Origin of the sequence: Komagataeibacter saccharivorans (assembly GCF_004348195.1) — a bacterium.
GTDB lineage: Bacteria > Pseudomonadota > Alphaproteobacteria > Acetobacterales > Acetobacteraceae > Komagataeibacter > Komagataeibacter saccharivorans.
This window is the reverse complement of the sequence record NZ_CP036404.1, coordinates 1,615,506-1,637,891: the sequence shown is the minus strand read 5'-3', so window position 1 is coordinate 1,637,891 and position 22,386 is coordinate 1,615,506. Positions and strand designations below refer to the sequence as shown.

19 protein-coding genes and 2 tRNA genes are annotated in these 22,386 nt (G+C 61.1%); 7 read left to right on the top strand and 14 right to left on the bottom strand.

Going from position 1 to position 22,386, the window contains the following annotated elements:
• Positions 1–251 precede the first annotated feature (251 nt).
• Together KSAC_RS07460 and KSAC_RS07455 are read right to left on the bottom strand one after the other, a co-directional pair.
• Positions 252–524: a hypothetical protein gene (locus tag KSAC_RS07460; protein WP_132304938.1), complete on the bottom strand. Its 273-nt coding sequence runs from the start codon at positions 522–524 to the stop codon at positions 252–254.
• A gap of 1 nt (position 525) precedes the next feature.
• On the bottom strand, positions 526–1,932 hold the full coding sequence (locus KSAC_RS07455) for an amidohydrolase family protein (RefSeq protein WP_132304937.1): 1,407 nt from the start codon (positions 1,930–1,932) through the stop codon (positions 526–528).
• Positions 1,933–2,121: 189 nt separating this feature from the next.
• Between KSAC_RS07455 and KSAC_RS07450 the strand changes: the two genes are divergently transcribed.
• A protein-coding gene (locus tag KSAC_RS07450; RefSeq protein ID WP_132304935.1) for an IS5 family transposase occupies positions 2,122–2,876 on the top strand; the annotation gives its coding sequence in 2 pieces (ribosomal slippage) (positions 2,122–2,461 and positions 2,461–2,876; 756 coding nt in all).
• A gap of 9 nt (positions 2,877–2,885) precedes the next feature.
• Here KSAC_RS07450 and KSAC_RS07445 read toward each other — a convergent pair.
• The 6 genes from KSAC_RS07445 to KSAC_RS07420 all read right to left on the bottom strand — a co-directional run bounded on the left by KSAC_RS07445 (position 2,886) and on the right by KSAC_RS07420 (position 9,502).
• Positions 2,886–3,215, bottom strand: a complete 330-nt coding sequence (locus tag KSAC_RS07445) for a hypothetical protein (RefSeq protein WP_132304933.1) — start codon at positions 3,213–3,215, stop codon at positions 2,886–2,888.
• 714 nt (positions 3,216–3,929) lie between these two features.
• Positions 3,930–4,005: transfer RNA gene (locus tag KSAC_RS07440), tRNA-Glu, on the bottom strand.
• 68 nt (positions 4,006–4,073) lie between these two features.
• Positions 4,074–5,921 (bottom strand): single-stranded-DNA-specific exonuclease RecJ, encoded by a 1,848-nt coding sequence (gene recJ / locus KSAC_RS07435; protein WP_132304931.1) that lies wholly within the window; start codon positions 5,919–5,921, stop codon positions 4,074–4,076.
• A 56-nt stretch (positions 5,922–5,977) separates the two neighbouring features.
• Entirely contained in the window at positions 5,978–7,312 is a 1,335-nt protein-coding gene (locus tag KSAC_RS07430) for a homoserine dehydrogenase (protein WP_110547074.1), read from the bottom strand.
• 26 nt (positions 7,313–7,338) lie between these two features.
• Positions 7,339–8,580, bottom strand: coding sequence for an LL-diaminopimelate aminotransferase (locus KSAC_RS07425; protein ID WP_102325584.1), 1,242 nt, complete (start codon positions 8,578–8,580; stop codon positions 7,339–7,341).
• An 85-nt stretch (positions 8,581–8,665) separates the two neighbouring features.
• Positions 8,666–9,502, bottom strand: a complete 837-nt coding sequence (locus KSAC_RS07420) for a hypothetical protein (protein WP_243705137.1) — start codon at positions 9,500–9,502, stop codon at positions 8,666–8,668.
• Positions 9,503–9,876: 374 nt separating this feature from the next.
• Between KSAC_RS07420 and KSAC_RS07415 the strand changes: the two genes are divergently transcribed.
• A complete protein-coding gene (locus tag KSAC_RS07415; protein ID WP_102325586.1) occupies positions 9,877–10,551 on the top strand; it encodes an ATP-dependent Clp protease proteolytic subunit in 675 nt (224 codons plus the stop codon).
• Positions 10,552–10,756: 205 nt separating this feature from the next.
• The gene (locus KSAC_RS07410) at positions 10,757–11,761 is read left to right on the top strand and encodes a ferritin-like domain-containing protein (RefSeq protein ID WP_132304929.1); all 1,005 of its coding nucleotides are present in this window, start codon (positions 10,757–10,759) and stop codon (positions 11,759–11,761) included.
• Between the two features lie 49 nt (positions 11,762–11,810).
• Here KSAC_RS07410 and KSAC_RS07405 read toward each other — a convergent pair whose 3' ends face one another.
• Positions 11,811–12,332: a hypothetical protein gene (locus tag KSAC_RS07405; protein WP_102325588.1), complete on the bottom strand. Its 522-nt coding sequence runs from the start codon at positions 12,330–12,332 to the stop codon at positions 11,811–11,813.
• A 377-nt stretch (positions 12,333–12,709) separates the two neighbouring features.
• On the opposite strand from KSAC_RS07405, the gene KSAC_RS07400 reads away from it, so the two are divergent.
• From KSAC_RS07400 to KSAC_RS07385, 4 genes are all read left to right on the top strand, one after another.
• A complete protein-coding gene (locus KSAC_RS07400; protein WP_102325689.1) occupies positions 12,710–13,267 on the top strand; it encodes a cytochrome b in 558 nt (185 codons plus the stop codon).
• A gap of 404 nt (positions 13,268–13,671) precedes the next feature.
• Complete coding sequence (locus KSAC_RS07395) at positions 13,672–15,771, top strand: putative bifunctional diguanylate cyclase/phosphodiesterase (protein WP_243705136.1); 2,100 nt, start codon at positions 13,672–13,674, stop codon at positions 15,769–15,771.
• Between the two features lie 28 nt (positions 15,772–15,799).
• A complete protein-coding gene (locus tag KSAC_RS07390) occupies positions 15,800–17,992 on the top strand; it encodes an EAL domain-containing protein (RefSeq protein WP_408884756.1) in 2,193 nt (730 codons plus the stop codon).
• Positions 17,993–18,211: 219 nt separating this feature from the next.
• Entirely contained in the window at positions 18,212–19,552 is a 1,341-nt protein-coding gene (locus KSAC_RS07385; RefSeq protein WP_132304925.1) for a dihydroorotase, read from the top strand.
• 499 nt (positions 19,553–20,051) lie between these two features.
• On the opposite strand, the gene KSAC_RS07380 is transcribed toward KSAC_RS07385, so the two are convergent.
• The 5 genes from KSAC_RS07380 to infA all read right to left on the bottom strand — a co-directional run bounded on the left by KSAC_RS07380 (position 20,052) and on the right by infA (position 22,367).
• Positions 20,052–20,127, bottom strand: a tRNA-Phe gene (locus tag KSAC_RS07380).
• 60 nt (positions 20,128–20,187) lie between these two features.
• Entirely contained in the window at positions 20,188–20,394 is a 207-nt protein-coding gene (locus KSAC_RS07375) for a DNA gyrase inhibitor YacG (RefSeq protein ID WP_102325592.1), read from the bottom strand.
• Positions 20,391–21,500: a ribonuclease E/G gene (locus KSAC_RS07370; protein WP_118962831.1), complete on the bottom strand. Its 1,110-nt coding sequence runs from the start codon at positions 21,498–21,500 to the stop codon at positions 20,391–20,393. The genes KSAC_RS07375 and KSAC_RS07370 overlap by 4 nt, the downstream gene beginning before the upstream one ends.
• Positions 21,501–21,502: 2 nt before the next feature.
• A complete protein-coding gene (locus tag KSAC_RS07365; protein ID WP_118963608.1) occupies positions 21,503–22,132 on the bottom strand; it encodes a Maf family protein in 630 nt (209 codons plus the stop codon).
• Between the two features lie 16 nt (positions 22,133–22,148).
• Positions 22,149–22,367, bottom strand: coding sequence for a translation initiation factor IF-1 (infA, locus tag KSAC_RS07360; protein ID WP_010508114.1), 219 nt, complete (start codon positions 22,365–22,367; stop codon positions 22,149–22,151).
• Positions 22,368–22,386 lie beyond the last annotated feature (19 nt).

The window sequence follows — 22,386 nt, the reverse complement described above, 5'->3', positions numbered from 1 at the left end:
GCAAAAGTTTTTGGGGTGTCGCCGTCTTTCAAAAGGAGGATGTCTTTCGAAGCTTTTTGAAAAAAGCTTCACCAAAAACGTTTTTATGATTTCTGCATGTTTTCCAAACAGGCGCAGGAATTTCCGGGTTGGGAGAATTCATGTGATGGCAATACGCGCGGTCGCCATCGCTTTCATCTTTTCATGCAGTTCGACAGGGCATCGTGTTCCACATGAATTCTGGGGCGGAGCTTAATCAAGGACAGTAGCGATCAGGGTCCCCTGAAAAACTCGTCTCCCAGATATTCGGGCGGGCCGCCATCCAGGCCTTCGGCTTCAAACCCATCATTATATGGCCCCGAATAATCGCCCATGCCGTAACCGTGTTCGTTCCAGTCATTATTGGCGATCATCGGACCGTCCATGCCCATCGGTTCCGGCCCCGTGGGGCCGGAGCATGCTGCAAGCGCACCAGCCAGCACGAGCAGGCCCAGGGCGGGGCGCAGGCGCGAAAAGGGTGTACGGAAGGGGCAGGCGATACGCATATCAGTCCGGTCGGGCTGAAGGGACAGGTTGCCCCGCCAATGGGCCGGGAACCTGCCGGCCCCGATGCCATACCTGCGTCAGATGGTCGATGGCTGTAATATCCTGCGCGGGGTTACCTGTAACAACCATAAGGTCAGCCATTTGCCCCGGCGCGATGGTGCCGCGGTCGGACAGTTGCATGAGGCGGGCTGCATTGCCGGTTGCCAGTGCGATGGCCTGCAGTGGTGTCAGGCCCGCCATTACCGAAAGACGCAGTTCCCTATGTTCGGCAAAGCCGGGAATGCGGGTGGGGGTTGCGCCTGAATCCGTGCCAAACCCGATGGCGATCCCCGCCTGGTACAGCGTCATGAGATTACGCATGTTCATCGCCAGCGCCTTGCGGGAGGCTTCCGTCAACGGGGCGGCCAGTACCTTTGCGCGCCATGCCGGGTCGGCAAACTGCTGGCGTAGCGCAGGCGACAGGCCATAGGACAGGAATGGATCGTCCAGCCATTCGGGGTGTTCGGCAAAGATGTAATTGGCTTCATCCAGATCCAGTGTGGCGATGTAGCCGGTCCCCTGCTTTTTCATCGCACTGATCAGGGTCGGATCGACCGGTTTGTCGCGCACGCCATGGGCCAGAATGTCCACCCCTGCGGCAACAAGGGCCTGGGCATCTGACAGGTCATGGATATGGGCTGCCACCCGCTTGCCGCGCAGATGGGCCTGTATAATGGCCGCGCGGTAGATTTCCGGCCGCATCTTGGGCAGTCCGTGCGCCTTGGGCACGCCATTGCGGAAATCATCCACCCATAACTTTATAAGGTCGGTGTCTTCATCCGCCATCTTGTTGACTGCGGCACGGGCTTCGTCCGGTGTAGTGGGCCGGAAGACCTGATCCGCGCCAAGATGGAACATGTTTTCGGGCGGCACCCCATCGGGAGCGCCAATGCCCTGATCCACCCCGAACAGGTCGGCACCAGGGTTCAGTCCCGCATGCTGCTCCCGGCGCATGTCATCGAACAGGGGGGAACGGTTCAGCCCCAGCGCGGTGACGGTCAGCACGCCGTAATGTTCGTACTGCGCCAGCGCGGACAGGATATTGGCTCGGGTATAATTGACTTCCCCGTTCTGGGTGCCGCTGACCTGCCCGACATGGCTGTGGTCGGAAATCAGGCCCGGCAGCACCGTCTGGCCCGTCAGATCTATTTTACGGGTATGGGCGGGGGCGTGGAGATTGCGGCCGATCGCGGCGATGTGGCCATCGCGGATCAGGATATCCGTATTGTCCTGCGCGGCGCTGCCGGTACCATCAATCACCGTGGCATGACGCAGCAGCACCGGTCTGTCCGTGGCGGCATGGGCGACGGCAGGCGTGGTGAACAGCCCCGTCAGCAGGGCGATCAGCGCGGGGCGATAACAGGACATGACGAAACTCTCCATCCAGCGGTGCCCCAGTGTTGATTGCGTGTAGCCCAGCGTCCAGTCACGTCTGTGTCGGTGGATGAAGGATTCTACGGCGTGTCGTCAGTTAAGCCCTGAGTGTGGCACGTGAGGGTTGTACTTTGTGTCTGCGTGTGTTGACTGTTTTCCCGTTTTTTTGGGGGAGACAGACAGATGCGGCGCTATAGTTTACGCAATGACCAGTGGGAGCGGATAAAGGATCTTCTTCCCGGTCGAGAAGGCTATGTCGGCGGCACTGCGGCGGACAACCGTCTGTTCGTGGAGGCGGTGCTGTATCGCTATCGCGCGGGCATTCCATGGCGCGACCTTCCTGCCCGTTTCGGGGACTGGAAAAACGTGCACCGGCGTCTGCGCCGCTGGTGTGAAAGCGGCGTCATCGAACGGATATTTCATTATCTGGCCGCTGATCACGACAACGAATACATGATGATCGACAGCACAATTGTCCGGGCGCATCAGCATAGTGCCGGAGCTCTCAAAAAAGGGGCACGGATCAGGCCATCGGACGATCACGAGGCGGGTTGACTACAAAGATCCATGCCATCTGCGACGCTCTGGGTAATCCGGTGGAACTCGACATCACACCGGGACAGGATGCCGATATCACCCAGGCGGAACCGCTTCTGGAAAACATCGACCCAGATGCTTTCCTTGCTGACAGGGCGTATGACGCGGACAGGTTGATCGATCGGCTGATACAGCGCGGGATTACCCCGGTCATCCCGCCAAAACGCAACAGAACGACACGACGGGAAACCGATTTTTCTCTCTACCGCGAACGGAACCTTGTTGAGAGGTTCTTCAATAAACTCAAGCAGTTTCGCGCTATCGCAACCCGCTACGATAAACTGAAATCGACCTTCCTCGCAGCCGTGCAGTTCGCCTCAATCATCATCCTGCTTAACTGACGACACGCCCTAGCGGGGCAGGGGCGTGGCGCCGCCTTCCGTCAGGTCGGTGAAGGCATCCTGCACGTCTCCGCTTTCGGGAAAGCATATCAGTACATCGTCGCTTTCCGCCTTGGCTTCACGCGCCGGGGTGATGACGCTGTCCCATTCACCAGCAAGGGAGGTGACCATACCAATTTCGGGTTCCAGAAACTGCCACGACCCACCCTTGACCGTAGATCCCATCACGGTCGTCAGCAGGAATATGCCCGCCTGTGCAGGCAGGGGAGATGGTACCCGCCGGAACTGGTAAATCGTACCGGATTTTCCAAACAATGTGAATGAAGTCCACGGTTCCATGGGCCTGTTCCCTCCTGAGGATGACAGAGTATGCCATATTCTAAAGCATGGGAGGGGCGTCAGGCTGCACATCACGCATGCAGGTAGCTGGTGTCCGGCCATTCATCATTTTTGGTGAAGCCATTGGCGGGATAAAGTCCGGTCCGGTGAGGCCGCCTGCAATGGCAATCCCTTTTCGTGCGGGTGGAATGGACCAGCGTCATTAAAAAATTGGCGTGCCATACGGAATGCCGGTCAGCGTGGACGTTGCTATACGCACGGGCCTGTCACGCGTACAGTCGCAGGGGCTGATGCGGTTATTATGCCCGCCTGATCACTACTGATACGGTCATCCCCAGAAGCAGCGGTGGTAATCGAATCAGTGCGCCCTACATGGTTTCTGGTTACGCATTGCGCCGTAAAGCGGCGATGAAGGTCGGGGAGGCCGTTAACAAAAAAAGCCAGACGCTTTTTTATCTGTGACGGGCATGACAGAACCATATCCCGAAAAATTCGGGACTGTGACTTTATGAAGGTCTGACAGGGAATGGAAAGGTAAGTTGACGCGCATGCCCGCAGGTAGAAGCCAGACGGCATAAACAGTTGCTACTGTCTCATGATTTTACATGCGAGAGAAGAGAAGGCTAGGAAAGGGAATCCCCTTTTCCAAAAGCAAATTCTCTATCTGAATAAGCCTGCGGATACTTTGCGTATCGTGTAAGCCCTTGAAAGGCTTGGCGTCCCGTACGGGATTCGAACCCGTGTTGCCGCCGTGAAAGGGCGGTGTCCTAGGCCTCTAGACGAACGGGACTAAAGGCGTGAGGGGTGTGTATCCCGGCACAGGGGGGCGGTCAACCCCCTGTTTTAAAAATATTGAAATTATTGGGCGATTGCCGCGTCACGGATAAAAAATGTGGCGGATGTCCGCCCGTTCCAGCTTTCTGCCCGCAGCCAGCCCGCCAGATGCAGCGGCGGCATGTCGCGATCTTCCAGCACGGGGGCAAGCGGGCTTTCATTGGCGCGGAAGATCAGGGCCTTCAGTCGGGGGCCGCGTCCTTCCCCCTGCAGGGTCAGGCGCAGGGTGTTGCCTTCGCGGCCAATACGTTCGGCATAGGCGACCCGTACGCGGGGCAGGGCGATCAGAGGTTCGTCATTGCCCGCGCCGAACGGGGCCAGCCGGTCCATGTCGGTGGCCAGCGCCACGTCCGCTGCGGCGACATTCACCACGGCGTCAATGGTCAGGTCCACTGCATCGGGCAGACTGGCGGCGGTGGCAAGGTGACGGTCCAGAAAAGCGTGCAGGGCGGGAATCCCCTCCGCAGGCAGTCCGAAACCCGCTGCCATCGCATGTCCGCCGCCGGATGATAGCAGTCCTGCCTGTCGCGCCGCGATGATGGCACCGCCCAGATCCTGCCCCGGTACCGATCGGGCCGAGCCTTTGACGGTGCCGTCCTCCATTTCCGCGCCGACCAGAACGGGGCGATTGAATTTTTCCTTTATACGCCCGGCCACAATCCCCACGACGCCGGGATGCCAGTCCCGTCCGCTCAGTACCAGCACGGCATGGCCCTGTTCGCGCTGTTCGGCGGCCAGTTCCATGGCGCGGTCCAGAATGCCCGCTTCAACGCTCTGGCGGCTGTGGTTGACGGAATTCAGGCGCTCGGCCAGCGTCTGGGCCTCGGCGGCGTCTTCGCATAGAAGCAGGCGCAGCCCCATGCCCGAATCCGCGATGCGTCCCCCTGCATTGATGCGTGGCCCCACGGCAAAGCCGCAGGTGAAGGCGGACAGCGGATCACGCGCGCCTGCAGCATCCAGCAGGGCGGCCAGGCCGGTGCGCTGCCTGCGCGCCATCACCTTCAGCCCCTGCGCGACAAAGGCCCGGTTCAGCCCGTTCAGCGGCATGACATCGCAGACCGTGGCCAGCGCCACCAGATCGAGGCTGTTCATAAGCTGTGGGTCCGGACGGGAATCGAACCAGCCTTCCTGCCGCAGGACACGTGTCGTGGCGACAGCCGTCATGAACGTCACCGCCGCCGCACAGATGCCATGCAGGCCAGAAGGACAGTCCGGGCGGTTGGGATTGATGGTGGCCAGAACCTTCGGTAACGCGCCCTGCACCTGATGATGGTCAAGGATGATGACATCGGTTTTCTGGCTGGCCAGTTCCAGAATGTCCACCGCCGCCGTGCCGCAGTCCAGACACACGATCAGGCTTGCGCCCTGATCCTGCATGGCGGCAATGGCCGGGGTATTGGGGCCGTAGCCCTCCGTCATGCGATCGGGAATGTGGGTCAGCACCGTGCAGCCCTGACCGCGCAGGAAATCGGTCAGAAGCGCTGTGGAACAGGCCCCGTCCACGTCGTAATCACCAAACAGCCCGACCGTTTCGCCATTGCGGATGGCGGCGGCCAGACGCCCGGCAGCCCGGTCCATGTCCGTAAAGGTGGACGGGTCGGGCATTAGTGCCCGTAGTGTCGGGGTCAGGTAGGTCTGCACCTGATCAGGTGCAATCCCGCGCAGGGCCAGCATGCGGCCCACGATTTCCGGCAGGTTGGCCTGCTGGGATATGGCCATGCCCATGCGGTCGGTATGGCTTGCCTGCCCGCCCTCGCGCCAGTTCCACCGCCGTCCCGTCACGCTGCGGACAACCCCCAGCACGGCCGGTTCGGGTTCGTTGCACCCGGACATGGCGGCAGGCGGGACGGAAAGCAGGTCGGCGGCGGACATTGGCCGTTTCCTTCAGATATGGGGGCGAACGGCGCGTGGCCGCCCGCCAGCGGGTTTCAGCCCGCGTCGATGCGAATCAGGGCCGGTTCGTCCAGAACGGCGGCCAGTTCTGCAATATGGTGCAGGGCGTGCTGCATCGCCGCTTCCGATGTTTTGTGGGTCAGCAGCACCAGCGGCACGGCATGCGTGCCATCGGGACGGACCTCATGCGCATCGGCATGCTGGAGCATGCTGCGCAGGGATACCCCGTTGTCGCGCAGTACGGCGGTGATGTCGGCAATTACGCCGGGGCGATCCTGCACGTTCAGGCGCAGGTAGTATTCCCCGGTAAACGACTTGCTGGGCATGGCCACGGCCTGTGTCAGGCTGTCGGCGTCGCAACCCCACACGGGAATGGCGCTGCCACGGGCAATGTCGATCAGGTCGGCGGCGACGGCGGTGGCTGTCGGTCCTTCGCCCGCGCCACGCCCCTCAAGCATCAGGCGCCCCACAAAGGCCCCTTCCGCCACCACGGCGTTGAAGACGCCGTTGACCTGCGCGATGGAGGCATCCTGCGGCACAAGGCAGGGATGGACGCGCGCCTCGATCCCGTTTTCATGCTGGCGGGCGATGCCCAGCAGCTTGATGCGGTAGCCCATCTTGCGGGCAAACTGCAGGTCGAGCGCGCCGATACGCCGGATGCCTTCAATATAGACGGAAGCGAACACCACGGGCCGCCCGAAGGCCAGCCCCGCCAGAATGGCCAGCTTGTGTGCCGTGTCGATACCGTCAACATCGGTGGACGGATCAGCTTCGGCATAGCCAAGCTTCTGCGCGTCCGACAGGATTTCGGCAAAGTCCCGGCCGGTCTCGTGCATTACGCTCAGGATGTAGTTGCACGTACCGTTCAGGATGCCGCCGATCTTGAGTATCCGGTCGGCAGCCAGTCCTTCGCGCACGGTCTTGATGGCGGGAATGCCCCCTGCGACCGCGGCTTCGAACATGAGCGGCACGCCCGCTTCCTGTGCCGTGCACGCCAGTTCCGCGCCGTGGATTGCGATCAGCGCCTTGTTGGCGGTGACCACCGGCCTGCGGTTTTCCAGCGCGCGGCTGACCGTCAGGCGCGCGGGGCCTTCCGCCCCGCCGATCAGTTCGGCCACGACATCCACATCGGGATGGGTGGCCAGTTCTTCCGGCGTGTCGCACCACGCCACACCGGACAGGTCGATCCCGCGATCCCGCGTGCGATCGCGCGCGCTGACGGCGGTCACCACCAGTTCGCGGCCCGCGCGGGCGCGGATCAGGGCCGCGTTTTCACGCAGCAGCCTGACAACGCCAGCGCCAACCGTGCCCAGACCGGCAATACCGATACGCAGGGGCCTGGGTTCAGATGTGGAATGGGGAGATGTCATTTCTTTTCCGTCAACCGATAGGGCAGTCATGAATGGGCGGACTGGGTGCCAGCCAGCGGGGCAGCCTGCTGCGTGGTGGGGGCGATGCCGCCATGTTCAGCCATGAAATGGCGGATGGAGCGGCAGGCCTGACGCAGGCGCTGGGTGTTTTCCACCAGACCGATGCGCACGAAACCTTCGCCATATTCGCCAAAGCCCAGGCCGGGGGCCACGGCGACGCCGGCTTCTTTCAGCAGCAGTTTGGAAAAGCCGACGCTGCCCAGTTCGCGGAAGCGTTCGGGAATGGGCGCCCATGCGAACATCGACCCTTCGGGGGAGGGCACGTCCCAGCCCGCAGAATGCAGGCCCTGAATGAGTACATCGCGGCGCTTGCGGTAAATATCGCGGATTTCCGCGACACAGTCCTGCGGCCCGCTGAGGGCGGCGACGGCGGCGACCTGAATGGGGGTGAACGCGCCGTAATCCAGATAGGACTTGATCCGGGTCAGCGCCGAAATCAGATGCGGATTGCCCGCAGCAAACCCCATGCGCCAGCCCGCCATGGAATAGGTCTTGGACAGGGAGGTGAACTCCACCGCGATGTCCTTCGCACCCGGCACTTCCAGAATGGAAGGGGGAACCTTGTCGCCGAAATAGATCTCGGCATAGGCAAGGTCGGACAGGATCCAGATTTCGTGCTTGCGAGCAAAGGCCACAAGCTTGCGGTAGAAATCAAGGTCGGCCAGATACGCCGTGGGATTGGACGGAAAATTGACGATCAGCGCCGTGGGCTTGGGCACCGAATGGCGCACCGCGCGGTCCAGCGCTTCCAGCATCTCGTCATCCGGCGTCGCGGGAATCGAGCGTACGGACGCCCCGGCGATGATGAAGCCGAACTGGTGAATGGGATAGGACGGGTTGGGCACCAGAATGGTGTCGCCCGGACTGGTGATGGCGGAAGCAAGGTTGGCCAGCCCTTCCTTGGACCCGAGGGTGGCGATCACTTCGGTTTCCGGGTCCAGCTTCACGTTGAAGCGGCGCTCGTAATACCCTGCCAGCGCGCGGCGCAGGCCGGGAATGCCACGGCTTACGGAATAACGGTGGGCGCGCGGATCGCTTACGGTTTCCACCAGCTTCTGCACGATGTGCGGCGGGGTGGGGGTATCCGGATTGCCCATGCCCAGATCAATAATATCCTCCCCCCGCGCTCGGGCCTGGGCCTTGGCCTTGTTGACTTCGGCGAAGACATAGGGCGGCAGGCGGCGGATACGATGAAATTCTTCGGTCATGGGACGCTCTGTTGAGGGCACGCGGCGCGCGCCGGGTTGAAATCAGGTCGTATGGCGACCCCGTCAGGCGGGGCCGGATCGCACTCTAGCGCACGACGGCAATTCTTGCACCATTGCCAAAGGCATGGGCATGCACCGCAATGCGGTCGGCCGGCACGCCGCGCGCCAGCAGCAGGCCGGTCAGCGTGCGCGTGCGCAGTATGGCAAGGTTAAGGGCCGCGGCCTGTCCCTGCGCCGTGGCGGTGGCGGCATTGCCATAGCCGTTCACGATTACGAACCGGTTGCCACGCCCCTTCAGCACGGCGTTGACGACATCCTCCTCTCCTTCCTCGATCCGGTCGGAGCCGGGCAGGAACTGTACGGATTCGCCATCATCGGGGGATGCGATGTTGTAGGCGGGCAGGTCCATGCCATCGCGTTGCGCGTTGTCGGGCAGGGCGATGCCCCCGACAGTGGGCAGTTCCGGCGGGCCATCGGGTATCTGCGGCAGGTTGGCGGGCAGGGCTTCGGGCTGGTCGGGGATGGTGGTCGTGACTTCCGGCATGACCAGATGGCCCGCGCTGTCGCGCACGGGTTCCGCCTGTCGGGACATGCCCCGCGCGGACCCGCCCGTGCCGGATGACGTTGCAGGCTGCGGGCCACTGTTTGTCCCGGCGGGCGGCGGCCCGTCGGCAGTCTTGAGGGAGGCTGACTGGCTCCCCTTCGTCCGGGCGGTGGGAATGGGCGGAATATCCGCGACCGAGGGCATGTCCCCCATGATCGCATCCTGCCGCTGGTTGAGTTCGCGCTGCGCCTCCAGATCGGCGGTAATGTCTTCGCGCAGGTCCTGCGATGGCAGTTCGGGGGCTTTGTGCGGGCCAAGGCCGACCTTTGGGTAGGCTTCATGCGCGCCGGGCGGGGGCGGTCGCTGCTGACCGATCACGCCGCCCTGATACTCATGGTACCAGTCGCTGATGGTGTCGACCGTATCCTGATGATGCGCGCATCCCGCGACACCCGTGCCGAGCAGGGCAAGCAGGGCAACCCGTGAAGCGATGGCGAATCCGCATGGTGGAAAAAAAAATCTTCCCGGACTTGGCGATGGTGCCGGCTTTCCCAATCTCTAGCTCCCGTGGCCTTTCACGGCCCGTACACAACATGACCGGGGCAAACTAGCCTGCAATCCCGATCTTAGCGAGAGGGGGCGTGCCACCTGATCCATCTTGCCCGATTGCAAGGTCGGGACTTGGCACCGGACGCAAGGCAGCGCAGGATAAGGTCATGACCAGGCCAGTCCCGGAGAATAGGGAGAACCCGATGAACGGCATGCAGCCGAAACACCGCGTCCGTATGGATGATGAAGATCCCAGGGATCCCGATATCCCCGAACCCCAGGGTCCCGAAACCGAGGAACCTGATCGTAACCGTACGCTCTCGTCCCCCATCGGGGAACTGGAAAGCCGCCTGTTCGACCAGCGCAAGGTGCTGGTGTTCGGCCCGATCAACGACAAGATCGCCCGTGACGTAACGGGCCGCCTGCTGGCGCTGGCTGGTACGTCGGACAAGCCGATCGACGTGTATGTCAATTCGCCCGGCGGCCATGTCGAAAGTGGTGACACCATCCACGACATGATCCGCTTTGTCGATTCGATTGCCCCGGTCAACATGATCGGCACCGGCTGGGTCGCATCCGCTGGCGCGCTGATTTTTGCAGCCGGCCATCCGGACCGTCGTTTCTGTCTGCCCAATACGCGATTCCTGCTGCACCAGCCGATGGGCGGCGTGCGCGGGCCCGCCACCGATATTGATATCGAGGCGCGGGAAATCGTGAAAATGCGCGAACGCCTCAACCGTCTGTTCGCTGACGTGACCGGGCAGCCTTACGAGAAAATCTGCAAGGACACCGACCGCAACTACTGGATGTCCGCCCCCGAGGCGATCGAATACGGGCTGGTGACGCGCGTAATCGACAAAATCTCGGACCTGCATTGATCCAGGGCAAGGCGCACCTTTCGGCACGTTTCTAATGCTGGTGTTCCGTTTCGCGGGCAGGGCTTTGGTCTTGCTCGCGAATTCCAGATAACAGTTCTACGTTTCTTGTTGAGTATGATACCTAAACCGGCAACGAGGACGTCAGGCTGTTTGATGAATGCCACATCGGCCGGCGTAACCACACCGTTCCGAGCAGCGAGCCGACATGACGAAATCACTTTCTGACATCTATACAAACCTGCCCGAAGCCCGCGATGCGGGAACCGCCACGCCCGACGCCGTGGCCAGGGCCGATTTCAACGCCCGCCACTGGTCCAGTCCCGTTGCCGGCCCGCTCCAGCCCGGATCGGCGGAGCATAAGAAGGCGGTTGCGGACATGTTCCGCGATACCTTCAACCCCTACAAGCCGTCGGTCATCGAATGGCCGAAGCTGGACCCCGAAACGCTGAAGCGCGTGACGTCGCTGCCGATCTGGGACATTGCCGTCCAGACCGAAGGCAAGGCCCGCCTGCGCATGGCCGCCTATGCCCGTCTGATCGAGGACCCCGACATGAAGGATGCCCTTTCACGCAATGCGTGGGAGGAAAACCGCCATAAGGAAGTCCTGTCCAAGATGGTGGAAGCCTATGGCATCCCGCTGGCGTCCGAACCGCCTTACATCGAGCCGCGCGACGTGGAATGGGCCTATATGGTCACCGGCTTTTCTGAATGCGTGGACAGCTTCTTCGCCTTCGGCCTGTTCGCCATTGCCCGTAAATCCGCTTTCTTCCCGCCTGAACTGATCGAGACGTTCGAGCCGGTGATGCAGGAAGAATGTCGTCATATCCTGCTGTTCGCCAACTGGCTGGCCTGGCACCGTGCCGTCATGCCGCTGTGGCGTCGCCCGTGGTTTGAACTGCGGGTGATCGGCGTGTGGCTGTTTCTGCTGTATGAACGGCTGGGCATGGTCACGACATTCGATGCGGATGGCAACACGCACGAGCAGGACAACAACTTCACCGTAAACGGCACGAAGGATGTGGCGAATGTCGATGTTCCGCTGCGGGACATGATCGACATCTGCCTGATCGAAAATGAGCGCCGTTTCGCGGGTTACGATCCGCGCCTGCTGCGGCCGAAGCTTGCGCCCAACCTTGCGCGCTTCATCCGCTTCTTCCTCAAGCGCACGTCCGAAAGCGCGCAGCTTGAAAGCCAGCCCGGCGCGGCCTGAATGGCTCTGGTCCCTCACTCCCGGTCGGGAGGTGAGGGACCGTCGTTTTCTAGCCCAGTGTAGGGGTTACGGTCCCGGCCCCGAAATCAAGCTGGCCCAGATAGGCCACGCGGGTAGCAGGCACAATGTCGCCTATGCGACCATCCGTGATGCGGGCATAGCCGAACACCTTGCTTTCCTCCTCCGATGAGGAGCCGATGGCCAGCCCGGCGAACTGCTTGCCGCTTTCATCCTTGAGCTGCCACACATCCCCCCGCACAACCGCATCGTATTTGTAGCGGAAACCGGGCACGATCCGGGTCAGGATCAGGGGCATGGCCTCGGTCACGTCGAGCGCCGTACGCACGAATTCCGTACAGCTTTCATCCGGCGCAAAATAGCCGCGTGCGTCCTTTGTCATGAGAATCAGGCCCGGCGTGGTTCCTTCCGGCGAGACAAGGCGGCTGCGGATGACCAGTTTCTGGTCATCGCGTGAGATTTCCGATGCAAGCATAACGGTGCCCATCCCTGCCGCCAGCAGGTCAGGCACGACGATCATCTGTGTCAGGGGAAGGGTGGCGAGCGTGGTCATCTCTCATTCTCCATCAGGGCATCTGTCAATAACGGACAGGGCAGACTGTGCGCTCCGTTATATGTCATGACAACCGCGTGGAGGCCGGGGGTTCCCATGCAGCATGGCACGGCCGCGCCGGACGCGTGGCGGACATGGACCTGCTGATGGCTCTGGCCACAATATCATTGGCGATATGGTGTGCGATGGCCCTATAGATCAATCGACCGCAATGCGGAATGATTCAGCCGTGAGACAAGGCGGAGCAGGGGACGGAATGTTGGATTATGGGTGCAGTAACCGGTCGGTGGTACAGGTGGGTATGACCCTTTTCAGCTTTTTCGTGCCTGCGTGGCGGACAGGTGTCTGCCCGTCCTGTGCAGCATAAGGTGACCGGCATGACCCCGTCCGATATTCCGGCATCCCCCATGCCCGTCCGTTACAGTCGGGAAACCCGCTGGCTGCACTGGATCACTGCGCTTCTCGTGCTTGAACAGTTTGTCGTGGGACAGGTGGGATGGCACCTGATGGACCGCACCGCGCCGCTGCGTCCGTGGCTGGTTGCCACCCATACGTCGCTTGGGGTGCTGCTCGCGGCCGTATTCGTAACGCGCATCGCGTGGGGACTGACGGGCGGGCGGGCGATCCGCTTTCCCGTCGTGAGTGTTCAGGACCGGATCGCGCGTGGCGTCCATCTCCTGCTGTATGTGCTGCTGGGGGGCGAGATTGCGCTGGGTTACATGGCGCGCTGGTCCACCGGGCATCCCGTAATGGCGTTCGGCGTGCCGATCAATGCGCCGTTTGCGGCCATGCCCCATGCAACCCACGTCTTTTTTTCGCGGTTGCATCATTGGGATGCCTGGCTGCTTTTGTGGGTGGCCCTTTTTCATGCCGGTGCGGGTTTCTATCACCTTCTGTTCTGCCGGGACCGTGTTTTTCAACGGATGCTGCCCTGAAAACCGAATTCGGAATGATCTGGTATCGTTTCAGGAAAGTGAATACCCGTACAGATTTCAAGATGATTACAAGTATAAAATAGGAACATATGCCTATATATTCGAATTCGCCAAGCCTTTGAAAGTCGCGAGAAAATTGTTGTTTTCATCCGTTTGGACGTGATTGGGATGAAGCATATATAGAGTTTTCAGATGTATATTTTCTGTTGCATATCATTAGGGTGTTTACTATTCTTAACGTAATATCAGCACGCGTGAAAATAAAAAGCTGGTCCTTATCTGGAATGTCCCTGTTGCACGCGGTTGATGCCGGATGATTTATCCGCATGCCTTCGTGCGGCGTCAGATATACGACTGTGTTCTGTCAGTAATTGGATGGTATTGATCGTTCAAAAATGGAACCTATGAGCAATCCTATCTATGAACTGAAGATCTATAGTCCGGTTCTTCTGGCTGGTGCGTTTATTGTCTGCATAACCGGGGCATGGATTACCATGCGTCTTGTTTCGCGCATTTCCGAAACGCATGGCATGCAGCGCGCCGGATGGTACCTTATGGCCGCCGTGGCCGGGTCCAGCTTTGTCTGGTGCACGCATTTTGCCGCCATGCTCGCCTATCATTCCGGGGTCATGGGGCATCTTGCCCCCGGCAGGACCGCGCTGTCGCTGCTGGTCATTTTCGCGGCCATACCCTGCGCGGTCGCGGCGGCGGTGCGGCTGAAGGGGCGCAGGGGTTCCCTGGTGGGTGGCGGTATTCTGGGGCTTGGCATTGCCAGCATGCATTATGTCGGCATGGAGGCGTACCGGCTTGATGTGCCGGTAAACTGGAACATGCCGCTGGTCGCCCTGTCCATCCTGATCGGCATGGCCCTGTCTGCGGTAGCGCTTGAACTGGCGCGGCGTCCCGTCAACCTGCGGCGTGAAATCGAAATGACCGTGGCCATGGCCGGTGCGGTGGCCGGTCTTCATTTTACCGGTATGGCGGCGATGCATCTGGTCATGCAGCAGCATATGCGTTCGATGCCGGATAACGACCAGTTCCAGATGATCGGCTTTGCGGTCATCGGTGGCTCGCTGCTGACCATCATTACCGGTATCGCCAGTTTCGTGATCGATGGCAGCCTGCGCGAGGAATCGTATGGCGAACTCCATCGCATGGCGATGTCCGATGCGCTGACCGGCCTGCCCAACCGCATAAGCTTCCGCGAGCGCCTGACGGAAGAAGTGTCCATGGCTGACGCGCTTGGCAGGTCCTTTGCCGTGATCGGCATAGACCTGAACAAGTTCAAGGAAATCAATGATACGCGGGGACATGCCGCAGGCGATATCGTCCTGACCACCCTGGCGGAGCGGTTCTGCGCCCTGCTGGGGGAAGGCGAGTTCGTGGCCCGTCTCGGCGGGGATGAATTCGTCGCCATACACCGCATGGTGGATGATGGGGAACTGCACGGTTTTGTTGACCGTATCCAGCTTGCGCTGAATGAACCCATCCCGATCGAGAATTATACGGTCGCAAGCGGTGGCAGCATTGGTGTTGCGGTCTATCCTACGGATGGAACCGATTGTGAAACCCTGATTTCCCGTGCCGATCTGGCGATGTACCGCGCCAAGATCGACCTGCACCAGACAGTCTGGTTCTATGAAAGCTCGCTGGACCAGAACGTGCGCGAACGGCGCGCACTGGGCGAGGATCTGAAGCGGGCGATGGCGGAGGGACAGCTTTCGCTGTTCTATCAGGTGCAGACGGTCGTCGCGACCGGAAAGGTTGCGGGCTACGAAGCCCTGCTGCGCTGGGACCATCCCACGCGCGGCTCCGTGCCGCCGCTGGAAATCCTTGATCTGGCGGATGAGAACGGCCTTGTCATCCAGCTTGGCGAATGGGTGCTGGAGCAGGCGTGCCGGACCGCGCTGGGGTGGGATTCCGATATCTGTGTTGCCGTCAACATGTCGGCCGCGCAGTTTCTGGAACCGCGTTTTGCGGAAACCGTGCAGGCGGTGCTTGCACGCACCGGCCTGCCCGCGGGGCGTCTTATGATCGAACTGACCGAGGAAACGGTCCAGTGCGATCATCCCCGTGCCCTGACCATGGCGCGCAGGGTGCATGATCTGGGTGTTCGCCTTGCCCTTGACCAGTTCGGCGGCAAGCATTCGGTCCTGTCGGCATTAAGCGACTTTCCTTTTGACAAGATCAAGCTCGACCGCCTTGTCATGCAGCGTGCGGAAACGGACCCGAGCATTGCGGAACTGGTCCGTGCCGTGACGATTGCAGGCCATGCGCTGCATATGTCGGTTCTTGTGCAGGGGATCGAAACGGGCGCCCATCTTGCCCTGGTTTCATCGGGCGGATGTGACGAAGGGCAGGGTTTCCTGTTTGGCACCCCCATGCGGACAATCATGTCCGAAATGGCCCCGGCGGGGAACAAGGAAGATCTGCGTGGCGTCCAGTCCGCCCCACATTTTATCCCGCGATTTGAAAGCCCTGGAATCCGTTATGAAACAATCTGAGCAAGCGGCAGAACCGTCCGGACTGCACATGACGGCGGACGCGAAACCAGCAGGGAATGACGGTGGCATGACCGCTGTTGTCAGCCTTGAACTGCTGGAACAGGCGACGGATGGCATTGTTGTCATCAATGAGCGCAACGAAGTTGTTTTTTTTAATCCCGCAGCCGAAAAATTGTGGGGTTTTACGGAAAGCGAGGTTCTGGGACATAATGTCAGCCGTCTCGTGCCCTCCATCTATCGCGGGGATCACGACAGCTACATTGACAAGAACCGCAAGACCGGCGTGGGGCGCATTGTCGGCACATCGCGGGAGGTGACGTTCGAGAACAAGGCCGGAGACTATATTTCCGGCGAGATGTCGATTTCCACCGCGGTGCTCGGGCCGGAAAAGAAGCGTTTTTACATGGCCGTCATGAAAGGCGTGACGGAAGAAAGCCACCGGCGCAAGCTGCATGACCTGCAGAATGCGGTGTTCGAAGCCATTTCAAACGACATGCTGATACAGGATGTGGCCGATCTGGTGTGCCGGGAGGTCGAAAGCTTCGTTCCCAACACCGTGGCGGTCCTTCTCCTGCTGGATGAAAACAACCGCCTGCGTATCCTGTCCGGTCCCGGTCTGCCCCGCCACTACGCTTCCGCGCTTGAAAACGTGGTATTGAGCGACGCCGATCTGGCGGCCGTCACCAATGACCTTACGGCAATCGGCAGCATTGTCTGGGACAGTTACAGTTCACTTGGCATCTCGCTGGGGCTGCACGACTGCTGGGCTTCGGCCATCCGGTCGCGCAATGGCCGGATTTCGGGCATTTTTGCCCTCTATTCCCGTAATCAGTACAAACTGAGCGACTGGCCGCGGAAGATCGTCGCAGGATGCGTGTCGTTCTGTAGTGTCGTGATCGAGAATTATGAGGCGCAGCAGCATATCTCGCAACTGGCCAATTATGATTCGCTGACCGGCTTTCTCAATCGTTCCGCCATTCACAAGGTCATCAAGTCGATGATCGACCTGCCGGGCGATAACAGTTTTTCGATCTTCATGATCGATATCGACCGCTTCCGCGATATCAATGACACGCTGGGTCATATGAATGGTGATGCCTTCCTCAGGGCCATTGCCGACCGGCTGAAATCCCTGTCGCAGAGCAACTATATCCTCAGCCGTTCCGGCGGGGATGAGTTCGTGATTGTCATGCCCGACAGCAACGAAGCCAGCGCCGTATCATTTGCCCGCAGCCTGATAAAAGGCATGCAGGAACCGGTCGAGATTGCGGGCAACCTGCTTGTTGTGTCGCTGGGCATAGGGATCAGCATTTTCCCCGAAAACGGTCCCGACGGACAGTCCCTGCTCAGTCATGCCGAAAGCGCCATGCGCCGGTGCAAGAAGGAAGCACGCGGCAGTTTCTGCGTATCCAGCACGGCGGATAACCGTGCGGCACAGGACCGGCTGCTGCTGGGGTCAGCCCTGCGGGACTCACTGGCGCGGGGCTTGCTGAACCTGCATTACCAGCCGCAGGTGGATATCAGGACCGGCAGGCTGTACGGGGCGGAAGCCCTGTCGCGGTGGAACCATCCCACACTCGGCAACATCTATCCTTCCCGCTTCATCGCGGTGGCGGAGGATACCGGACAGATCGAGACGATCGGCACGTGGTCTCTGGAAGAAGCCGTAGGCCAGCTTGTCAAATGGGACGGGGCGGGGCTTCATGTCCCGGCGGTGTCGGTCAACCTGTCGGCGGCGCATTTCCGTAACCGTGACCTGCCCGCCCTGATCGAACGCATCCTCAGGGAGCATGACATCCAGCCGCAGCGTCTGACCGTTGAAATTACGGAAAGCGTCATGATGGGGGAAAACGAGGATACGATGACGGGACTGGCCGCGATCCATAATCTGGGTGTCGGCCTGTCCATGGATGATTTTGGCACCGGTTACTCCTCCCTTTCGCGCCTGACGCGGCTGCCGCTGACCGAAATCAAGATTGACCGCAGTTTCATCATGAATCTGGAACATGACGCAAACGCGCAGGCTGTCACGACGGCGGTGATCGGTATCGGAAACCGGCTGAAGATGACGGTTGTGACCGAAGGCGTGGAGACGGAATCCCAGCTTGAACTGCTGGAGGGACTGAACTGCGATGTGGCGCAGGGTTACCTGTTCGCCCGGCCCATGACGCCAGATGACATGCTGGCCTGGGCTCGTCAGAAGATGAAGATAACGCAGTAGCCGGCGCATATCTGCCGGGTATTGCGGCAGCAGGTCAGGAGTGGTTCCGAATACCGTGCGACGTGGCCCGGTCCGGTCATGACCGGTTTGCATGGCGCGGGGGGCATGTCATACATCGGGAAAGACGTGCGGGGTGCGCCCATACCGGGCCTGCACGACATTTCCTGCCCCTGCATCCATCATCCGGTGCGCTGGGGCATATGGCCACAGGATAATCCCATGACCCAACCCGTTTTTGATCTTTGTCTGAAAAATGGCAGCGTTGTCCTGCCGGATGCCACGGTTATTACCGATGTGTATGTGCGTGACGGGCGTATTGCCCGGATCGGCGGACAGGGCGACGCGGGGCGGGTCATTGACTGCACCGGTCTGACCATCCTGCCCGGCGTGATCGACACACAGGTCCATTTTCGTGAACCCGGCCTGACCGGGGCGGAGGATCTGGCAACCGGCAGTATGGCCGCCGTGATGGGTGGTGTGACGGCAGTGTTCGAGATGCCCAACACCAAACCCGCAACCGACTGCCCCGAGGCCGTGGTGGACAAGCTGGACCGCGCCCGGGGCCGTATGTGGTGCGATCATGCTTTTTATGTGGGCGCCACAACGGATAACGCCGATCGGTGCGGCGAGCTGGAAATGCTGCCGGGCACGGCGGGTATCAAGATCTTCATGGGGTCATCCACAGGCAACCTGCTGGTATCCGATGACGCGGTGCTGGAGCGGGTCTTGCGTTCGGGGCGCCGCCGCGTCGCCATCCATGCCGAGGATGAGGGACGCCTGCATGAACGTCTGTCGGAACGTAAGGCGGGTGATCCGTCATCCCATCCCGTGTGGCGGGATGATGAAACGGCGCTGCGTGCGACGCAGCGCATCGTGCATCTGGCGCGACGCACCGGTCGCCGTATCCATGTCCTGCATGTCACCACGCCTGCTGAACTGGAGTTCCTGTCCGGTCACAAGGACATCGCCAGTTGCGAGGTCACGCCCCAGCATCTGACACTGGCGGGCGAGGAAGCCTATGCCGAACTGGGCACGCTGGCGCAGATGAATCCGCCCATCCGGGGGCGTGAATGGCGTGACGGGCTATGGTACTGGATGGGGCAGCGTGTGCCCGACATCATCGGCTCCGACCATGCGCCGCACACGCTGGAAGCCAAGCAGCGCGCTTACCCCGATTCACCGTCCGGCATGCCGGGGGTGCAGACCCTGCTGCCGCTCATGCTGGATCATGTCGCCCATGGGCGGCTGTCGCTGCGCCGGGTGGTGGACATGACCTCCGCCGGGCCGCAGCGCCTGTTCGGGCTGGTGAACAAGGGGCGTATCGCGGTGGGGTATGATGCCGATTTCTCGGTCGTTGACCTTGCCGCGCGCTGGACGGTCCAGCAGGAGTGGCTGGCCTCCAGATGTGGATGGTCGCCTTTTGTGGGGCGTGAACTGACGGGGCGTCCCGTTGGCACCGTTATCCGCGGGAACGTTGTCATGTGGGAAAACCAGCTTGCCCCCACCGCGCAGGGGGAGCCGCTGCGTTTTGAAGCAACGGATCGTCCCCACAAAGCCTGATACTGTCCCGGTGCTGTGTATCGTTCCTGCAAGACGGCAGGATACAGCACCGGTATCCGCTACGTATGGGTCTGGCGCTGGGGACGTGGGCGAGAGTGGCTGCATGTCCCCTTTGGAGCACCTCGTGGGCTGCATCTCATCGAACCCGGATGTTTCGGGTTCAAAAACGCAGCCACCTCATCAGTGCATAACCGCCTGATCTGCTGGAATCTGACTGGCATGATGCGTTTACCAGACTGAGTCTGGTTCAGCCGGTCCCGGTTGGATACGGGGAAGCATCGGCTGACGGTGCGATGTATGCCGATACGGCGGAAATAACAGGCATGGCTGTCAGGTGTGCTGCTGGTGTCCTGTCATCATGCGCCGTGATCTGTGTGCATTCTGCTGCATGCAGGGCGAAGGACATGACGACAGGTCCGCACGGTCCCTGTTACAGGACAGCATGACGCATGCGTAAACGCGCTACCACTTTATTATTACTGATTTTCTGGAAGTAGAATGGTGCCCAAGGGCGGGATCGAACCACCGACACTGCGATTTTCAGTCGCATGCTCTACCAACTGAGCTACTTGGGCACCGGGCCGTTTGTCCGGCTTGTCACGACACTCAGGAGCACCGTGACGGTGGACAAGCGTTTAACCTACCTCATCATCGGGATCAACCCGTCTTGTGTATTTTTCATCCTCTTCAGATGGAATCTCTGTCGAGGGAACCCGGTACTGCCCTGAAAACCAGCGGCCAAGGTCCACATCCGCACACCGGCGCGAGCAGAACGGCCGGAAACGCGCCTGCGCGGGCTGGCCACAGATGGGGCAGGGGGGAAGGGTGGGCTGTTCGGTCATGGTTCAAATCTCCAGCCATTGGCGGGCAGGGTCTGATCCGCAACAGGCTGGAGTGTGCGGCCGGTCAGGCGCGTGAAGTCCTCCATCCAGCCCGGATGGTCTTGCAGCAGCGTCATGATACCATACCCGCATGCCAGTCGGACAGGCTGTCCAGTGGGCGGCATGCCCCGATGGGCCTGCATCTGTCCGCGCAGGGCATGGATCAGCCGTCCCTCACGGGACTGAAGCAGCTCATGCAGGGGCGGATGGACGCGCGGGCGTACGATTTCGGCCAGACCAAGTGCTGTAAACCCGAGAAAGCGCGGACGCAGCGGATCGTCCTTCAGCAGGGTCTCGATCACCTCACCCAGCGCACGCCGCTTGCGTACGGCCAGCCCCGCTACGTCAACAATGATCGCCCCAGACAGGTTGCGTAGCCGTAGCTGGCGCAGAAGGTCGGGCAAGGCGTCACGGTTGGCGGCGAACTGGGCCGTCTGCTTGGGGCGGCGGTCCATGCTGGTCGCCCCCCCATCCATGTCGACCGCCACCAGTGCGGGTGTGGGGGTAATGCTGGCCGACATGCCACCGGGCAGCGATATCACAGGGTCTTCCAGCCCGTCCGCCTGCGCGCGCAGGTCGCTGTCGAAAGCGGAATTGACGCGTGTCAGGCGCGGATGCAGCGTTGCGGGCAGCAGGGTGGCAACGGCGGCATCGTCGATAACGATAGGGGCGTCTGGATACTGGCGCGCAAGCCGGTCCAGCGGGGTTGGTCCGCGTCGCAGCAGTTGTGGCGCCGCCCCGCCGGGCAGGTCGGGTGGCAGGTTGCGCGCGCCCAGCCGTACCCCTTTGCCGCCCTGCGCGCTGCGCGTGACGGAAACAAGGATGGTCTGTCCCTGTGTCAGGGGACCAAGCCCTTCCGAATCAGGCAGGAAGCCTGCCTGTTCCTGTCCGGGCAGGGTGACGAAGGTGCCCCCAAGGGCCGGTACATGGGCGCTGACGGCGGCGCGGTAGATGTCGCCCACACCATCGGGCATGTCAGGCCGCCACAGTGCGAAATCCTGCATGACGCCATTGCTGGTTACGGCAAGGCGGATCTCGCCGGGGCTACTGCTGGCGCAAATGCGCATATTCAACGGAGCCAGTTTCCCTTCTGCCCGCGCAGCATCTGCGCGGTTTCAAACAGCGGAAGGCCAACAATACCCGTGTAACTGCCAGACAGGAACCGCACGAACGCCGCCGCGTGTCCCTGTATCGCATAGCCGCCCGCCTTGCCATTCCAGTCGCCCGCTTCAAGCAGGGCGTCGATCTGCATGGGTGTGAGGCGGGAAAACGTGATGGTGCTGGCAACCAGACGATTGCTTGCCCGTCCGTCCTTCCATGTGGCGCTGGGCCGTATGGACACGGCCGTATAAACGGTATGACGCCGCCCGGACAGCAGGGTCAGGCATTTGCGTGCCGTCTGCACATCCTCCGCCTTGGGAAGGATGCGTCGCCCCAGGGCTACAACCGTGTCAGCCGCGATGACCAGTGCCGGTTCATCGTGCATGGCCGCCACATGTTCGGCTTTCCGGGCTGCCAGACGCTGGGCGTAGGGCCGGGGCAGTTCCTCCCGGCGGGGCGTTTCATCAATATCCGCAGGGCAGACCTGATCCGGGACGATCCCGATCTGGCGCAGAAGTTCAACCCGTCTGGGAGAAGCAGACGCAAGGACGAGCCGTGCGCCCGCATCCGCCCCGGATGGGGCGGTGGTTCCGGTCATGACCGACAATGCGGGCTTACTTGAAGCGGAAGGTGATGCGACCCTTTGTCAGGTCATAGGGCGTCATTTCCACGTTCACGCGGTCACCGGCCAGAACGCGGATGCGGTTCTTGCGCATCTTGCCGCTGGTATGGGCCAGGATGGTGTGCTCATTATCCAGCGTGACGCGGAACATGGCGTTGGGCAGCAGTTCGGTTACCGTGCCGCTGAATTCAATCATGTCTTCTTTAGACATCGTGTCCTTCAATCATTAG

What these genes read in the sequence shown, in the direction of transcription:
- KSAC_RS07460 (WP_132304938.1), bottom strand. Translation starts at nt 524, where the DNA reads ATGCGTATCGCCTGCCCCTTCCGTACACCCTTTTCGCGCCTGCGCCCC.
- KSAC_RS07455 (WP_132304937.1), bottom strand. Translation starts at nt 1,932, where the DNA reads ATGTCCTGTTATCGCCCCGCGCTGATCGCCCTGCTGACGGGGCTGTTC.
- KSAC_RS07445 (WP_132304933.1), bottom strand. Translation starts at nt 3,215, where the DNA reads ATGGAACCGTGGACTTCATTCACATTGTTTGGAAAATCCGGTACGATT.
- recJ (WP_132304931.1), bottom strand. Translation starts at nt 5,921, where the DNA reads ATGTCCGCCGCCGACCTGCTTTCCGTCCCGCCTGCCGCCATGTCCGGG.
- KSAC_RS07430 (WP_110547074.1), bottom strand. Translation starts at nt 7,312, where the DNA reads ATGACATCTCCCCATTCCACATCTGAACCCAGGCCCCTGCGTATCGGT.
- KSAC_RS07425 (WP_102325584.1), bottom strand. Translation starts at nt 8,580, where the DNA reads ATGACCGAAGAATTTCATCGTATCCGCCGCCTGCCGCCCTATGTCTTC.
- KSAC_RS07415 (WP_102325586.1), top strand. Translation starts at nt 9,877, where the DNA reads ATGAACGGCATGCAGCCGAAACACCGCGTCCGTATGGATGATGAAGAT.
- KSAC_RS07410 (WP_132304929.1), top strand. Translation starts at nt 10,757, where the DNA reads ATGACGAAATCACTTTCTGACATCTATACAAACCTGCCCGAAGCCCGC.
- KSAC_RS07405 (WP_102325588.1), bottom strand. Translation starts at nt 12,332, where the DNA reads ATGACCACGCTCGCCACCCTTCCCCTGACACAGATGATCGTCGTGCCT.
- KSAC_RS07400 (WP_102325689.1), top strand. Translation starts at nt 12,710, where the DNA reads ATGACCCCGTCCGATATTCCGGCATCCCCCATGCCCGTCCGTTACAGT.
- KSAC_RS07395 (WP_243705136.1), top strand. Translation starts at nt 13,672, where the DNA reads ATGAGCAATCCTATCTATGAACTGAAGATCTATAGTCCGGTTCTTCTG.
- KSAC_RS07390 (WP_408884756.1), top strand. Translation starts at nt 15,800, where the DNA reads ATGACGGCGGACGCGAAACCAGCAGGGAATGACGGTGGCATGACCGCT.
- KSAC_RS07385 (WP_132304925.1), top strand. Translation starts at nt 18,212, where the DNA reads ATGACCCAACCCGTTTTTGATCTTTGTCTGAAAAATGGCAGCGTTGTC.
- KSAC_RS07375 (WP_102325592.1), bottom strand. Translation starts at nt 20,394, where the DNA reads ATGACCGAACAGCCCACCCTTCCCCCCTGCCCCATCTGTGGCCAGCCC.
- KSAC_RS07370 (WP_118962831.1), bottom strand. Translation starts at nt 21,500, where the DNA reads ATGCGCATTTGCGCCAGCAGTAGCCCCGGCGAGATCCGCCTTGCCGTA.
- KSAC_RS07365 (WP_118963608.1), bottom strand. Translation starts at nt 22,132, where the DNA reads ATGACCGGAACCACCGCCCCATCCGGGGCGGATGCGGGCGCACGGCTC.
- infA (WP_010508114.1), bottom strand. Translation starts at nt 22,367, where the DNA reads ATGTCTAAAGAAGACATGATTGAATTCAGCGGCACGGTAACCGAACTG.